The 15,112-nt window shown below is 73.9% G+C and carries 12 protein-coding genes; 1 reads left to right on the top strand and 11 read right to left on the bottom strand.

The window, feature by feature from the left end; all coding sequences use genetic code 11:
- Positions 1–203 precede the first annotated feature (203 nt).
- The 8 genes from ACFQGU_RS03395 to ACFQGU_RS03360 form a co-directional block, all read right to left on the bottom strand.
- Positions 204–983: a CPBP family intramembrane glutamic endopeptidase gene (locus ACFQGU_RS03395; RefSeq protein ID WP_386763937.1), complete on the bottom strand. Its 780-nt coding sequence runs from the start codon at positions 981–983 to the stop codon at positions 204–206.
- Positions 984–989: 6 nt separating this feature from the next.
- Complete coding sequence (gene ahcY / locus ACFQGU_RS03390; RefSeq protein ID WP_386763936.1) at positions 990–2,429, bottom strand: adenosylhomocysteinase; 1,440 nt, start codon at positions 2,427–2,429, stop codon at positions 990–992.
- Between the two features lie 158 nt (positions 2,430–2,587).
- The gene (locus tag ACFQGU_RS03385; RefSeq protein ID WP_386763935.1) at positions 2,588–3,508 is read right to left on the bottom strand and encodes a cation diffusion facilitator family transporter; all 921 of its coding nucleotides are present in this window, start codon (positions 3,506–3,508) and stop codon (positions 2,588–2,590) included.
- Positions 3,505–4,641, bottom strand: coding sequence for an SIS domain-containing protein (locus ACFQGU_RS03380; protein WP_386763934.1), 1,137 nt, complete (start codon positions 4,639–4,641; stop codon positions 3,505–3,507). The genes ACFQGU_RS03385 and ACFQGU_RS03380 overlap by 4 nt, the downstream gene beginning before the upstream one ends.
- 4 nt (positions 4,642–4,645) lie before the next feature.
- Positions 4,646–4,858 (bottom strand): Trm112 family protein, encoded by a 213-nt coding sequence (locus ACFQGU_RS03375; RefSeq protein ID WP_386763933.1) that lies wholly within the window; start codon positions 4,856–4,858, stop codon positions 4,646–4,648.
- Positions 4,855–6,258: a phosphomannomutase/phosphoglucomutase gene (locus tag ACFQGU_RS03370; RefSeq protein WP_386763932.1), complete on the bottom strand. Its 1,404-nt coding sequence runs from the start codon at positions 6,256–6,258 to the stop codon at positions 4,855–4,857. The genes ACFQGU_RS03375 and ACFQGU_RS03370 overlap by 4 nt, the downstream gene beginning before the upstream one ends.
- 77 nt (positions 6,259–6,335) lie before the next feature.
- Positions 6,336–6,581: a hypothetical protein gene (locus ACFQGU_RS03365; protein WP_386763931.1), complete on the bottom strand. Its 246-nt coding sequence runs from the start codon at positions 6,579–6,581 to the stop codon at positions 6,336–6,338.
- Between the two features lie 240 nt (positions 6,582–6,821).
- Entirely contained in the window at positions 6,822–7,172 is a 351-nt protein-coding gene (locus ACFQGU_RS03360) for a DUF3499 domain-containing protein (RefSeq protein ID WP_386763930.1), read from the bottom strand.
- Between the two features lie 254 nt (positions 7,173–7,426).
- On the opposite strand from ACFQGU_RS03360, the gene ACFQGU_RS03355 reads away from it, so the two are divergent.
- Positions 7,427–9,631, top strand: a complete 2,205-nt coding sequence (locus ACFQGU_RS03355) for an acyltransferase family protein (RefSeq protein ID WP_386763929.1) — start codon at positions 7,427–7,429, stop codon at positions 9,629–9,631.
- A gap of 21 nt (positions 9,632–9,652) precedes the next feature.
- On the opposite strand, the gene ACFQGU_RS03350 is transcribed toward ACFQGU_RS03355, so the two are convergent.
- From ACFQGU_RS03350 to ACFQGU_RS03340, 3 genes are read right to left on the bottom strand one after another with little or no spacing between them, the layout of a single operon-like run.
- A complete protein-coding gene (locus ACFQGU_RS03350) occupies positions 9,653–10,087 on the bottom strand; it encodes a metallopeptidase family protein (protein WP_386763928.1) in 435 nt (144 codons plus the stop codon).
- Positions 10,088–10,104: 17 nt separating this feature from the next.
- Entirely contained in the window at positions 10,105–11,574 is a 1,470-nt protein-coding gene (locus tag ACFQGU_RS03345) for a DUF5719 family protein (protein WP_386763927.1), read from the bottom strand.
- Positions 11,571–15,092 carry a glycosyltransferase gene (locus ACFQGU_RS03340; RefSeq protein ID WP_386763926.1) on the bottom strand — a complete coding sequence of 1,174 codons (3,522 nt, stop codon included), beginning with the start codon at positions 15,090–15,092 and terminating at the stop codon, positions 11,571–11,573. Before ACFQGU_RS03340 ends, ACFQGU_RS03345 begins: the two co-directional genes overlap by 4 nt.
- Between the last annotated feature and the right edge of the window lie 20 nt (positions 15,093–15,112).

The raw sequence follows: 15,112 nt of genomic DNA, 5'->3' as shown, positions 1-15,112 counted from the left end.
CCACAGCCACCGCACGCACACCGTCCAGACCCGGCATGTGCACCCACGCCGACGACCGGTGACGGCCGGAAACCGGCGCCTCCGGGGCGGATGTGGTCATGGGCGTTCCTGGGGTCGGTTCTGGGGCTTCAAGAGTACGACGCGATATGGCGTCGGAAGACCAGCGAGCATCGCTCCGCGCGGCGCTGGCACCGCGCAGCGGACTACCAGTCGATGACCTGCACGATGCCGACGACGGCGACGAGGTTGTTGACGCCGTGGGCCACCACGCTGGCGCCGATGCGCCCGGTGAGGGCGCGCAGGAGGCCGAGCACCAGGCCGATCGTGAGCAGCACGCCGATGCGCACCACCTCGAAGTGGATGAGGGTGAACAGCACCGCCGAGACCACCGTGGCGAGGGGCACCGCGGGCAGCCCGCGGGCCGCCGACGACTTGGCGACGGCCGCGAAGGCGAGCCCCCGGAAGCACAGCTCCTCGAAGAACGGCCCGAGGGTCACCACGACGACGAGCACGAGGATCGTGACGACCTTCGAGCCGTCGGACTCGACGATCGCGTCCGCCGCCGAGGAGGAGAAGTCGCCGAAGAACCGCTGGGTCAGGCCCGCCACGAGCGAGGCGAGCACCCAGCAGGCGACGCCGCCCAGCAGCCCCCAGCCGAGGTCGGACCACCGGAACGCGACGCCGAGGTCGATCCGTGCCCCGTTGCCCTGCAGCCTGGTGGTGAGCCACGGCCAGAGCCCGAACCCGATCCACGGCGAGGCGATGGCGAGGACGAGCCACACGGGCGTGCCCGGGGTCGCTCCGACCGCCTGGCCCAGGCCGAGCACGAGGATCGGGGCGAACAGCGAGAGCAGCATCGCGATGGCGATGTCGGCGAGGCCCCAGCGCTGGCGGCGCAGGTCGACGCCGGCGTCACGTGCCTCGGCATACGTGACAGGGGCGCCCGGGTAGGGCGCCCCTGTCAGGTCAGGCTGGTCGGTCACGGAGCCTCAGTAGCGGTAGTGGTCGGCCTTGTACGGGCCGGCGACATCGACGCCGAGGTACTCGGCCTGCTTCTTGGTCAGCTCGGTGAGCCGGACGCCGAGGGCGTCGAGGTGCAGGCGGGCGACCATCTCGTCGAGGTGCTTGGGCAGCACGTGCACGCCGAGCGGGTACTCGTCGAGCTTGGTGAAGAGCTCGATCTGGGCCAGCACCTGGTTGGTGAACGAGTTGCTCATGACGAACGACGGGTGGCCGGTGGCGTTGCCCAGGTTGAGCAGGCGGCCCTCGGACAGCACGATCACCGAGTGGCCGTCGGGGAAGACCCACTCGTCGACCTGCGGCTTGATGGTCGTGCGCTTCACGCCGGGGAGGCCCGCGAGGCCGGCCATGTCGATCTCGTTGTCGAAGTGGCCGATGTTGCCCAGGATCGCCTGGTGCTTCATGGCCGCCATGTGGTCGACGGTCACGACGTCGTAGCAGCCGGTGGCCGTGATGATGATGTCGGCGCGGCCGACGACGTCCTCGAGCTTGGCGACCTCGTAGCCGTCCATCGCCGCCTGCAGCGCGCAGATCGGGTCGATCTCGGTGACGATGACGCGCGCGCCCTGGCCACGGAGCGACTCGGCCGAGCCCTTGCCGACGTCGCCGTAGCCGCAGACGACCGCGACCTTGCCGCCGACGAGGACGTCGGTGGCGCGGTTGATGCCGTCGACGAGCGAGTGGCGGCAGCCGTACTTGTTGTCGAACTTGCTCTTGGTGACCGAGTCGTTGACGTTGATCGCCGGGAAGAGCAGCGAGCCGGCCTTGTGCATCTCGTACAGGCGGTGGACGCCGGTCGTGGTCTCCTCGGTGACGCCCTTGATGCCCTCGGCGATGGCCGTCCAGTTCACGCTGGCGTCGGCGATCGTCCTGCGGAGCAGGTCGAGGATGACGGCGTACTCCTCGGAGTCGTTCGCGTCCGTCGAGGGCACGGCACCGGCGATCTCGAACTCGCGGCCCTTGTGCACGAGCAGGGTGGCGTCGCCGCCGTCGTCCAGGATCATGTTGGGGCCGCCGCCGTCAGGCCACTGCAGCACCTGCTGGGTGCACCACCAGTACTCCTCGAGCGACTCGCCCTTCCAGGCGTAGACCGGGACGCCGGCGGGGGCCTCGGGGGTGCCGGTCGGGCCGACGGCGATCGCCGCGGCCGCGTGGTCCTGGGTCGAGAAGATGTTGCACGAGGCCCAGCGGACCTCGGCGCCGAGCGCGGTGAGCGTCTCGATGAGGACGGCGGTCTGCACCGTCATGTGCAGCGAGCCGGTGATGCGGGCGCCGGAGAGCGGCTTGCTCTCGCCGAACTGCGCGCGCATCGCCATGAGGCCGGGCATCTCGTGCTCGGCCAGGCGGATCTCGTTGCGGCCGAACTCGGCCAGGGACAGGTCGGCGACCTTGAAGTCGGGCGTGCTCATGCGGGTACTCCGGTTTCTACGCCCGAGGGACGGGCGGTACGCGGCGGGCGTCACGAGGCCTCGTTGGCTCACCGGTGCTCACGCGGGGATCTGCACCGCAGGGCAGCTGCCATTGTGCCGCACGCGCGCCGATCCGGCCAAAGTCCCTCTTCGGACGCTCAGGCGGAGGTCTCGCGGTCGAGGTCGGGCTCGAGGTAGATCCAGCGGGCCTCGGGCACGGCGGCGCGGATCCGGGCCTCGGCCGCGTTGATGGCGTCGGACACCGAGGCGGCGGTGTCGGTGCCCGTGACGGCGATCTTCGCGGCCACCATGACCTCGTCCGGCCCGGTGTGCAGCGTGCGCATGTGGATGATGCGGGTGACCGACGGCTCCGACTCGAGCGCGGCACGGATCGCGTCCGTCTGCTCCGGCACCGCGCTCTCGCCGACGAGCATCGAGGACATCTCCAGGGCCAGGAACACCGCGATGACCAGCAGCAGCGCGCCGATCGCGAGCGCGCCGATGCCGTCCCACCGTCCGTCGCCGGTGACGGTCGCGAGCGTGACGCCGATGAGCGCGAAGCAGAGGCCGATGAGCGCGCCGAAGTCCTCGAGCAGGATCACGGGCAGCTCGGGCTGACGGGCCTCGCGCACGAACTTCTGCATCGACTTCGTGCCGCGGCTCTTGTTGGCCTCGCGGATCGCCGTACGGAAGGAGAACGACTCGAGGACGATCGCGATGCCGAGCACGACGAAGGCGACCATCGGGCTCGTGAGCGCCTCGGGCTCGTGGAACTTGTGCCAGCCCTCGTAGAGGCTGAACAGTCCGCCGAGGCAGAACAGCACGATCGAGACGACGAAGGCGTAGACGTAGCGCGTGCGGCCGTAGCCGAACTGGTGCTGGTCGTCCGCCTCGCGCTTGGACCGCTTGCCGCCGACGAGCAGGAGCACCTGGTTGCCGGAGTCGGCGACCGAGTGGATCGCCTCGGACAGCATCGAGCTCGAGCCCGTGATGGCGAACGCGCCGAACTTCGTGATCGCGATGCCGGTGTTGGCGATCAGCGCCGCCACCACCGCCTTGGTGCCGCCCTCGGTGCTCATGCGATGCGACCCTTCAGCTCGTTGATCGGGCCGATGGGCGAGGGGTCGATGCCGAGGGCGATGGCGGCGTACACGCTCGACCAGTCGGCGATGGCGGTCAACGAGGCGAGCCGCTCGACCACGTGGCCGCTGCGGGCGGTGACGACGTGGACGGCCACACCGCGGCGCTCGGCGATGTCGCGGGTGACGTCCGCACGGCGCGCGTCCTGCGGGTGCTCGTCAGTGTCGCGCAGCAGCACGAGGCGGAGGCGCGCGGGCCCGCTGCCGTCCTCGAACGGGTCGCGGAAGATGTCGTCGCCCGCCGAGCCGGCGAACGGGCCGTCGAGGGACACCACCTGGTTGTGGTTGGCCTCGGGGATCGCGCCGAACACGACCGGCAGCTTGGCGTTCTCGTTGAACTGGCAGGCCATGCGGTACGCCGCGAGGTCGCCGACGAACGACGTGCCCCACACCATCGGGAGCGAGCCCGCGAGAGAGAGCCCCAGGATCTTCGCGGGGTTGTCGGCGAGCGGCACGGCGACGCCGCACTCGGTGGCGACGGAGTCGAGCACGTCGGCCGCACGCTCGAGCGCGGAGTCGGGGACGTCGGCGATCTCCAGGGCGTTGGCCACGACGAGCAGCGGCGTGGCGAGGAGCCACAGCGACGCGCGGGGCATGAGGTCGCCCGCGTCGACAGCCAGGAAGACACCGGACGTCGTCGAGCGCACGGTCTGCTCGAGCGGGCTGCCGGCGGACCCGACGCCGACGACGCGGCAGCCGCGCTTGACGGCCTCGGCCGCGACGTTGAGCGTCTCCTCGGTCGAGCCCGAGCACGACACCGCGAGGACGAGGTCGAGCGGGCCGACCCAGCCCGGGAGCGTGTAGTCGCGGATCGTGGTGACGAGCACCGGGCAGCCGCTACCGCAGACCGCGGCGAGCACGTCGCCGCTGATGCCGGAGCCGCCCATGCCCACCACGACCACCGAGCGCGGGCGGCCGTCGGCGGCGATGCGGCGTACGGCGTCGCGGTCGATGCCGGCCAGCGCGCGGCGCACCTGCGCACCGGCGTCCCCCGTGGCGCGCAGCATCATCCCCGGGTCGGCCGCGACGAGCGCGTCGACGTCGTCGAGGACCTGGTCGTCAGGAAGGGTCACGGCGTCACTCATCCACGGAGGAGACCGGGTTGCCGATCCCGTGCGGGCCCGGCGCGGCGTCGTCGAGGAGCATCACGGGGATGCCGTCGCGCACAGGGAACGTCGTACGGCAGCGGGTGCACACGATCGCGGTCGCGGGATCGCCGTCGACCTCGACGGGCGCGTGATGCTCGCACGGGCACGCGAGCACCTCGAGCAGCAGCGGGTCGAGGCTCATGCGGTTCCCCCACGGATGATGGCGAGTGCTTCGTCGCGGACCGACTGCATCGTCGCGGCGTCCTTTCCCTCGGCGTTGAGCCGCAGCAGCGGCTCGGTGTTGCTCGGCCGCACGTTGAACCACCAGCCGTCGCCCGACACCGTGAGACCGTCGAGCTCGTCGAGCTCGACCCCGGCGCGAGCGCCGTACTCGGCCGTGATCTGCGCGACGACGGCGGCCTGGTCGGCCACCGTGGTGTTGATCTCGCCCGACATCGCGTAGCGCGAGTACTGCGCGAGCAGGCTCGACAGCGTGGTGCCCTCGGGGGTCTCGCCCAGCGCGGCCAGCGTGTGCAGCGCGGCGAGCATCCCGGAGTCGGCACGCCAGAAGTCGCGGAAGTAGAAGTGGCCGGAGTGCTCGCCGCCGAAGACGGCGCCGGTCTCGGCCATGCGCGCCTTGATGAACGAGTGGCCCACGCGCGTGCGCTCGGGCACGCCGCCGTGCTCGAGCACGATCTCCGGCACGGCCGCGCTCGTGATCAGGTTGTGGATGATCACCGAGCCGGGGTGCTTGCCGAGCTCGCGCACCGCGATGAGCGCGGTGAGCGTCGACGGGTCGACGATCGCGCCCTTCTCGTCCACCACGAAGCAGCGGTCGGCGTCGCCGTCGAAGGCGAGACCGAGGTCGGCGCCGGTCTCCAGCACCTTCGCCTGCAGGTCGCGCAGGTTCTCGGGCTCGATGGGGTTGGCCTCGTGGTTCGGGAAGGTGCCGTCGAGCTCGAAGTAGAGCGGCGTGATCGCGAGCGGGAGGCCGGCGAGCACAGCAGGAACGGTGTGGCCGCCCATGCCGTTGCCGGCGTCGACGACGACCGAGAGGTGACGGCTCGCACCCAGCGGCACGAGGGCGTTGAGGAACGCGGCGTAGTCGGCGAGCAGGTCGCGCTCGGTCACGGTGCCCGCGGGGCCGTCGTACGCCGGGATCCCGGTGCCCGACCACTCGAGCACGAGGCGCTTGATCTCGCGCAGGCCGGTGTCCTGGCCGACGGGCGAGGCACCGGTGCGGCAGAGCTTGATGCCGTTGTACTGCGCGGGGTTGTGGCTCGCGGTGAACATCGCGCCGGGGAGGTCGAGCGAGCCGGCGGCGTAGTACAGCTGGTCGGTCGAGGCGAGCCCGATGAGCAGGACGTCGACGCCCTGGGAGGTCACGCCCTCGGCGAAGGCGGCCACGAGTGCGGGCCCCGACGGGCGCATGTCGCGGCCGACGACCACCGTGCCCGGTCCGCCCGCCTCCGTGGAGGCGCCGACCACGCGCACGAAGGCCGCGCCGACGAGGCGGGCGATCTCCGGGCTGAGGTCGTCGGGGACGACGCCGCGTACGTCGTACGCCTTGATGAGGCGGTCGAGAAGATCGGCGTCCAGCACGGGAGCGACCCTACACAGCGCGGAGGGCTCCCCATGCCGGTCGACGCGTGAACTCGCCCACCCGGCGACGGGCCGGCTCAGGTGTTCTTGCGGGCGCGCGAGAGCACGTGCTCGACCGAGAGCACCTCGTCGCCCTGCTGCCAGGTGCGGTTCTCGCACTCGAGGCAGTGGGTGAAGTCGACCTGGGAGCCGTCGGTGAGCTCCATCGAGATGCGCGTGACGCGCTCGGAGTCGCACACGCGGCAGTAGGCGCCCGTGCGGGCGCCTCGCTGGGTCAGCGAGCCGAGCTGTGCGGGCTCGGCGGCCTGAGAGCTGCGGGCCATGGAGGTCGTCCCCCATCCCTTCGTCGTGCGGTCCCCGATCACGTGCGAGCGGCGCCCCACGCGCCGTGAGCCGACAGTACGGGTGCGGGCGCCTGTTGGGAAGAGGCGCCTGGTACGTGGCGAGGGTTACGGGTCAGATGGTGCGGATGTGACTACGTGTCGGGATCGTAACACTACAGAGCGTGAGGGATTATCGTCTCGGCGGGTGACCCAGGGACGGCCGGGTGCGGACGGTGACGCTCAGGCGTCGACGTCGGTGCGCAGCACGCGCAGGTGGCCGCGGCGTCCGACCTCGACCGGGGCCGGCACGGGCACCCGCGGGCGGGCGGCCTCGCGGACGGCGTCGGCGAGGGCCTCGAGGTCGTCGCTCGACGGGCGCAGCGCCTCGGGGTCGGGCTCGAGCCGGACGACCTCCCAGCCGCGCGGCGCCGTCATCCGCTCGGAGTGGTGCGAGCAGAGGTCGTAGCAGTGCGGCTCGGCGTACGTCGCGAGCGGGCCCAGCACCGCGGTCTGGTCGGCGTAGACGTACGTCAGCGTCGCCACTGCCGCACGGGTGCAGGAGGGCTTGGAGCAGCGCCGGACCGGACTCACGTCGCGAATCTACGGCCGTGCGCCGACACCGCCCCGCATCGCCACGCGGTGAAGTCCGCCACGGTGCGCCGGGGGCGGCCGCGCCGACGGGCTACCGCGGGCGCCGCGCTGCTACGGTCGAGCAGACGCCGGAGCAGGACCGTGCTGGGGCCTCCGACTCGGGCGCCACGCCGCGCCCGGTCCACCAGGTCGGGCCTCGCCGGAGGAACCGGAGCGGACGGGTTACCGTCCGGGCTGGGGGGGTACACCGCGTCATGGCCGCACTCGCGCCACCATCACGGCGCGCTCCCGTCCGCGCGTCCACGCGCTCGGACCTGCGCCCCGACCTCCAGGCCGTGCGGGCCCTGGCCGTGCTCGGGGTCTTCGTCTACCACGCCAACCCGGCGCTGCTCTCGGGCGGGCTCGTCGGCGTCGACGTGTTCTTCGTGCTCTCGGGCTACCTCATCTCGAGCCACCTGTTCGGCGAGCTCGACCGCACAGGATCGATCGGCCTCGGGCGGTTCTGGGCACGGCGCGCGCGCCGGCTGCTCCCGGCGAGCCTCACCGTCCTCGGCGTCACGGCTGTCGCCGTCGCGGTGCTCGTGCCGGTGTCGATCCGCGAGCGCTTCTACTCCGACATCACCGCGGCCGTCTTCTACAGCGCCAACTGGCTGTTCGCGTCCCAGTCCGTCGACTACTTCAGCCAGGCGAGCGGCGTCGAGTCGCCCGTGCTGCACTTCTGGTCGCTCGGCGTCGAGGAGCAGCTGTACGCCTTCTGGCCGCTGCTGCTCCTGGGTGCCGCGACCTGGGTGGGGCGCCTCGTCCGGCCGCGCGCCGCGCTGCTCGGCGCCGTCCTGCTCGTGAGCGTCCCCAGCTTCGTCGTCGGGGCCGTCCTGGTCGCGCAGGGCGATCCGTCGGCGTACTTCGTCACCACGGCACGCGTCTGGGAGTTCGGGGCCGGCGCTCTGGTCGGCCTCGCGATGCGCCGGGACGCCGGCGTGCGCGACACGGGCCCCTTCCGCTACGACTCCCCGCTGCGCCTGGCCGCGTCGTACGTCGGATGGGCGGTGCTGCTCGCCTACATGGCGCTGTTCCGCGTGGAGCTCGGCTTCCCCGGCCTCAACGCCGTCGTCCCGGTGGCCGCGACCGCGCTGCTCATCTGGGCACGCGACCCGCAGGCTCGCTGGTCGCTCGCGCGACCGCTGGCGGCACGGCCGGTCCAGCTGGTCGGGGAGACCTCGTACAGCATCTACCTGTGGCACTGGCCCGTGCTGGTCCTGCTCCCCTTCGCCCTGACGGCCTGGGGCGTGACCGACGAGCCCAGCCGCACCGCCCTGCGATGGTGGCAGCTGATCCCGGTCGGGCTGGCCGTCACCGGTCTCGCCTGGCTCACCGTCCGGCTCGTCGAGAACCCGGTGCGGTTCCACCCGTGGGCGATGCGCCTCCCACCGCGGCGCGTGCTCGTGCTGGGTCTCGCCTCGATGCTCGTCCTCGCGGCCGGGGTGCAGGCCGCGAGCCTGGGCGCCGGCCGGAGCCTCGACGAGCGGCAGCTCGCGGACCAGGCCGCTCAGGACGACCTCGTCAGCCGGATCGGCCCACGTTCCACCTCGAAGCCGGCCGCGACGTGGGACGCCGAGTCGTGCCGCGGTCCGAGCGCCCTGGTCGAACCGGAGTGCGCCCGGTTCACGTGGGACGACGTCGTGCCGGCAGTGGGCGTCGAGGAGGAGACCGCGGCGAACCTCACCCCCATCAGCAAGACGGCGGGAAGCGGCACGTGCCTCTCCTACGGCTCCGACTACGCGGTGCACGACTGCGTCTACGGCGTGCGCGGCGGCACCGCGGTGGCACTGGTCGGCGACAGCCACGCCTTCCAGTGGCTTCCTGCGTTCGAGGCGACGGCCCGGCGCAACGATCTCGAGCTGCACCTGTTCGCGCGCTCGGGCTGCCCGCTCACCGAGACGCCGCGCGAGGCGCCGGCGGCACACGTGGCGGGCTGCATGTCGTGGAGCCACGGCGTGCAGGAAGCCCTCCTCGCGGGACGCTTCCGGACGGTCGTGGTCTCCAGCTTCGCCGGCCTCGCCTACGACACGGGGTCGGCGGCCGACCCCGACCAGGTCTCCGCGGCGGGCTTCGAGGCGGCCTGGGCCCCGCTCGTACGGTCGGGCATCGAGGTCGTGGTCCTGCGCGACACCCCGTCGATCGGTTCCGGCGCCTGGGCCTGCGCGCAGGCGCACCCGGACGACGTGAACCGCTGCTCGCCCACGAAGGCCGCGGCGATGAGGAACGACGACGGGCGGCGCGACGCGGCGGCGGCGCTGGGCCTGCGGGTGCTCGACCTCACGCGGTACTTCTGCGCCGACGGCACCTGCCCGGTGGCGGTGGGCGGCGTGCGGGTCTACCGCGACGCGAACCACCTGACGGGCACGTTCAGCGTCCTGCTGACGCCGTACCTCGAGCGCGAGCTGCTCCCCCTGCGCTAGTCCGGCGGGGGCGCCACGACCTCAGTCGGCCGGGTCGTCGTACGCCGGGTCGAGGTCGCCGGGCGCGAGCCCGAGGGCGTCGGCGAGCTGCTCGGCCACGAGGTCGCGCACGAGGTCGACCCGGGCGGCGCGCTCAGGGGCGCGCAGCTCGACCGGCCGGCGGAACACGACCACGGTCACCGGCGCCCCGGAGGCCGAGCGCCGGTCGGGCGCCAGGCGGTACCCCGCGAGCGGCACCTCGGCGCCGTCGGCGACGTCCGCCGCCGTGACGGGAGGGGAGTCCTGCACCTCGATGTCGACCGCACTGACATGGGCGCGCCAGCGCGGCTCGAGCCGGTCGACCGCCTGGGCGACGAGGTTGCCGAACCGCTCCATCCGCGGGACGTACGCCGGGGACGACGACGGCGCGAGGGGGCCACGCACCCCGCGGCCGTGCCGGTCCCGCTTCACTGCCACGGCGCCAGCCTAGGCCGTTACGACAGGGCTGAGCCCGGCCGCGAGACCACCGGTGGCACGGTCGTCGTGGCCCGGGTGGGCAGCACGGGCGCGAGCGCGAGCAGCGGGCCGCGCGGGCCCTGCTCGGCGACCTCGCGCGTGACGTACGCCGGGCCGTCCCCCAGCGGTGTGATCACGAGCAGCGAGCCGTCCTCGGTCACGGTGACGCGGACCCGCCGCGACTGCCCGGCCCCCACCTCGACGGTGCGCGTGAGCACCGGGGTGGTGCCGGCCCCGACGTAGAGGTCGAGCCGTACGGCGGTCGCGCCTCCGGGCGCGGCGATGCCCACGACGTGCTTGACGGTGCCGACGTCGAGGCCGACCACGACACCGGGCGCGGTGAGCGCCGGCGTTCCGGCCGTGACGTCGCCCTCGCGCAGGTCGCCGTCGCCGCCGGTGGTCACCACGACCGCGGCGACCACGGGCACGTCGGACGTGACGACGACTCCGGCCGCCTCGCCCGCCAGCGCCTCGGTGAGGCTGATCGCCTCGAGCCGGTTCTCGTCGAGCGACACCGAGTCGAGCCCGACCGGCGTGATGGCGCCGTCCGCGGTCAGGAGCTTGACGCCGATGTCGGCAGGGCCGGACGGCGACAGCAGGAGGAGGCGCGCGGTGGCGACCTTCGGGATGTCGGGGATGACGACGCGGCGCGAGGCCTGGGTGACGGGCAGCACCGACATGCCCAGCGGGATGAGTCCGTCGGCGGCGGTCTGCAGCGCAGACACCGCGATGCGGCCGGTGCGCGCGACGACGTGCACGGCGGTGTACGCCTGGTCAGGGGCGAGGGCGGAGAGCCGCACCACGCTGCGCGCGAGCGGCGGCACCACGACGCCCGAGCCGGCCGGCGACACGACCTCGCCGTCCGGTCCGAACACGAGGAGGTCGACCTGGGCCGCGCGGTCGTCGTCGTTGACCAGCAGCAGCTGCGTGCTGCGACCGACGGTCGAGGCGCCGCCGAGGATCCAGCCGTCGGTGATGGGTCGGGCGCACGGCGAGGCCGCGAGGCCCCGGCTCGCGCCGACGCCGGAGCGGGCGACCTGGTCGGCGCCGAAGCCGGCCGCCCACGACCCGGTGGCGCGCGCGGTGCGCGGCGCGGAGACCTTGTCCTCGATGACGTCGCGGACCACGACACCCGGCGCCTCGATCACCTGCGGCGCCTGGTCGGGGGTGGACGAGAGCGTGGCGAGCTTCGCGCTGCCGTCCTGCACGCCCGGCACGGGCGCGACCCCGGCGCTCACGGTGGTGACGAGCGCGCTGGTCGCGACGGTGATCGGGCAGAGGAGCTCGGTCGACGCGACCGGCTCGACCACGGGCTCGGCGACGACCGGGACCTGGTCGGGCGCCGCCAGCAGCCCGACGCCGACGACGACCGCCACGGCGACGGTGCCCGCGAGCACCGAGCCCCAGGGGCGTCGCACGAAGGCGCGGACCGTGTCGAGGGCGCTCATGCCGTCACCTCCGCCGGGTCCTCGGCACCGAGGTCCTCGCTGTCGTCGTCCAGGTCGCGGCGGCGCGCCGGCAGCGCGAGCACCACGGTGAGGGCCACCGCCACGGCCTGCACCCAGAGCCACGCAGACCGGCTCGAGCCGTCGAAGGACACGCGCACCGGCGCCGTCCCCCCGCCGAGCGGCACCTGCTGGGCGGATGGGTCGAGGGAGTCGCCGTCGGTGAGCGGTGCGGGCGTGACCGCCTGGCCGGCGACGTCGAACCGCCACCTGCTGTCGACGGCCTCGGCCAGCACCAGCGTGCGCGCCGGCGGGCCGGCGTCGACGCGGGAGTCGACCTCGGTGGTCGTTCGGGGGTCGCCTCCGTTGGTCGGGACCGACTCGGCGGAGCGGACCGGCACGCCGTTCACCGTCCGCGTCGCGAGGGTGAGCGCGCGGGCGGAGGTGGGCACGAGCTCCCAGAGGGTGTCCCCGGCGCTGGCGGCGACGCGGCGCAGGCCGCGCTGGCTGTCGAGCGAGGACACGAGCGGGTCCTCGGTGCCGCGCGCGTCGGCGAGGACGACGTACCGCACGCCGTGGGTCGCCAGGTCGTCCACCTCGCTCGCGCCGATGCCGGCCGCGAGCCGGGCGACGAGGCGGTCGAGGACGGCCGAGGTCTCCAGCGACGGCGCGACGTCGCGATCGCCGAGCTGCGGCTCGGGCACCGACATCAGGTCGTAGACGATCGCCGACTCCCCCGCGCGGCGCAGGACGAGGGCGCGCGGGCGGTCGTCGCCGCGCATCTCGGCCGCCACGAACGCGGGCAGCACGTCGCGGTCGCCACGGCGCAGGGGGCCGTCGGCCCCCACGACGAGCAGCGCGAGGGCGCCGATGGGGGCGAGCACCAGCAGGACGATCAGCGCGACGACCGTCGGCTGCCGCCAGCCGAAGTCGCGCCCCGACAGGTGGCGCGGGATGAGGTCGACCGTGAGGGCGACCGCCACGACGAGAGCCCCGCCCCACAGCGCGGTCGGGATCCCCGGCCAGGGCGCGATCGAGCCGTCGATCGACGGCACGCTCACCCGCACGACCGTCATGACGACACCGGTGGCCAGGCCCACCAGGCCGACCGCCCACGCGGCGAGCACCTGGCGGCGGCGGCCGCGCACACCGAGGCAGCCGATGCCCGCGACGAGGATGCCGAGGCCCAGCCAGAGCGGCGTCATGCCGGGGCCGCCCGGCCGGAGCAGGAGGACGTCGAGCGACGACAGCGTGGGGTCGACCGGGCCGACGAGGCCCGGCTCGAGCAGCAGCAGCGCGGGCTCGCGCACGACCCGCAGGCTCCACGGGACGAGCAGCACCACCGGCAGCAGCACGGTCACGGCGAGGCGGATGCGCGCCGGCGCGCTGCGGGCGACGCTGAACGCCGCTGCGACCGCCAGCGGCACGGCCATCAGCCACACCACCGGGGTGAACGACGCCGTGACCGACAGCAGCAGTCCGGTGCCGAAGGCTCGCCGCCACGTGACCGGGCGCCCCACTCCGACCAGCCGCGCGCTCGACCGGATCAGCCACGGCAGCAGGACGAGCGCGGCCGCGGTGCCGAGCCGACCGCCGGACAGCGCACCGGTGAACGCCGGGAGCGTGGCGTACGCCGTGACCGCCCAGATGCGTGCCGGAGCGGAGATCGTCAGCCCGCGCAGGGCCAGCCACGCGGTGAGGCCGGCCAGCGGGATCGACAAGAGCAGCACGACGTCGACCGCGGCGCTCGCCGACCCGCGCAGGACCCCGGCGAGGCCCACCAGGGGCAGCAGCCACGCCGGAGAGTCGGACGCCGAGCCGACGCCCACCTGGTGCCACGCGGTCGTGTACGCCGCCCACAGGTCGCCGGCGCCCTCGGGTGCGGGCACGAGCGCCCCGCCGAGCAGGACGCCCTCGCCGAGCAGGCCGCGCACGCCGATCAGGGTCGTGACGAGCAGACCGAGGACGACGAGGGTGCCGGGGCGGCTGAGCAGGCGGCGCAGCCTGCTGGGGCGCGTGTCGTCGTCGTACCAGCCGTCGGGGTCGTCGGTGGTGGAGTCGAGGACGGACCGCGACGCGTCGGCCTGCTCGCGACCGGCCACGAGGTCGGCCACCCGGTCGAACGCGTGCCGCGCCTGGGCACCGCGCGCGGCGAGGAGATGGCGGACGTCCTTGTCGGGGACGGCGCCCGGCGCCGCGCCGGCCTCGGCGACACGGGCCCGGGAGGCCTTGAGCCCCGACCGGTCGGCGACCGAGTCGCGGAACGCTCCCCACTCGTCGCGGGCGGCATCGGCGTCCTTGCCGAGGAGCAGGAAGAGGGCGTGTACGAGCGAGCCGACGAGCTGGCGCAGGGTGACGAGCGGCCCGCGCAGGCCCGAGGCGTGGGCGCGCATGAGGTGCACGGCCGACGCGCGGTCGATGCGGTGCGGGCGCTCGGGGTGCGGCGGGCTGCCGGCGTGGACGTCGCGACGGCGGTGCGCCGCGGCCTCGCGGTGGTGCACGACGGCGTCGGTGGCGACGAGCACGCGATGACCCGCGCGCCGGGCCCGCCAGCAGAGGTCGACGTCGTCGCGGAAGAACGGCAGCGCCGGGTCGAAGCCGCCGAGCGCGTCCCACACCTCGCGGCGCACGAGCATGCCCGCGCTGCCGACGGCGAGGACGTCGCGGTCGCCGTCGTGCTGGCCCTGGTCGAGCTCGCGGCGCTCGAGGCCCGTCCAGCGGTTGCCCGACCGGGCGACGGTGACACCCGCCTCGAGCAGGGCGGAGCGGTTGCCCCAGCCGCGCACCTTCGGGCCGAGGATGTCGACGCTGCGCTGCCGGTCGGCCGTGCGCAGCAGCGCCTCGAGGGCGTGCGGCGCCGGCGCGCTGTCGTCGTGCAGCAGCCAGACCCAGCGGACGGCGGGCTCGTCGGGGTCGGCACCGTCCGGCAGGGGCACCGCGCGGCGCGGTGCGGTGGCCGCCGCCTCGATGCCGCGTGCGACCGCCGCGCCGAAGCCGGAGTCGCGCGCGGCGGTGACCACGGACGACACCAGCCCCGCCTCGACGGCGCGGGAGAGCAGGTCGGGGGTCTCGTCGGTGCTGCCGGTGTCGACGGCGACGAGCCGGTCGGGCAGCCGCGTGGTGCGGCCGAGGGCGGTGAGGACCGCGGGCAGCCAGCGGGCGCCGTCGTGCGCGACGAGCACGGCGGTGACGTCGTGCCGTCGCGGCGGCCGGTCGTCGACGTGGTCGTCGACGTGGAAGATGCCGGGGAGGTCGTCGTCCTCGTCCTCGAGCGGGACGGCGTCGAGCGGTGCCGAGGGCACGACGGGTGCGAGGTAGGCCTCGGCGTCGGCGGCCTCGTCGGCGGCCTCGCGCGCTACCTCGGTGCCGGGCTCGAGCGAGCCCGTGGTGCCCGATGTGGTCGCCACGATCTCGGTGACGTCGTGGGCCTCGCCCCGGAGCTCGGACGACAGGTCGCGGACGTGCTCGCCGAGGCGGCGGAGCTCCTCGAGGGAATCGGGAGCAGGCTCGTCGTGGGACATGGCTCGACGACCCTACGCGA

Origin of the sequence: Longivirga aurantiaca (assembly GCF_042660085.1) — a bacterium.
Lineage (GTDB): Bacteria > Actinomycetota > Actinomycetes > S36-B12 > CAIYMF01 > Longivirga > Longivirga aurantiaca.
Note: the sequence above shows the minus strand (reverse complement) of the source record. Positions and strands in the feature narration are given on the sequence as shown.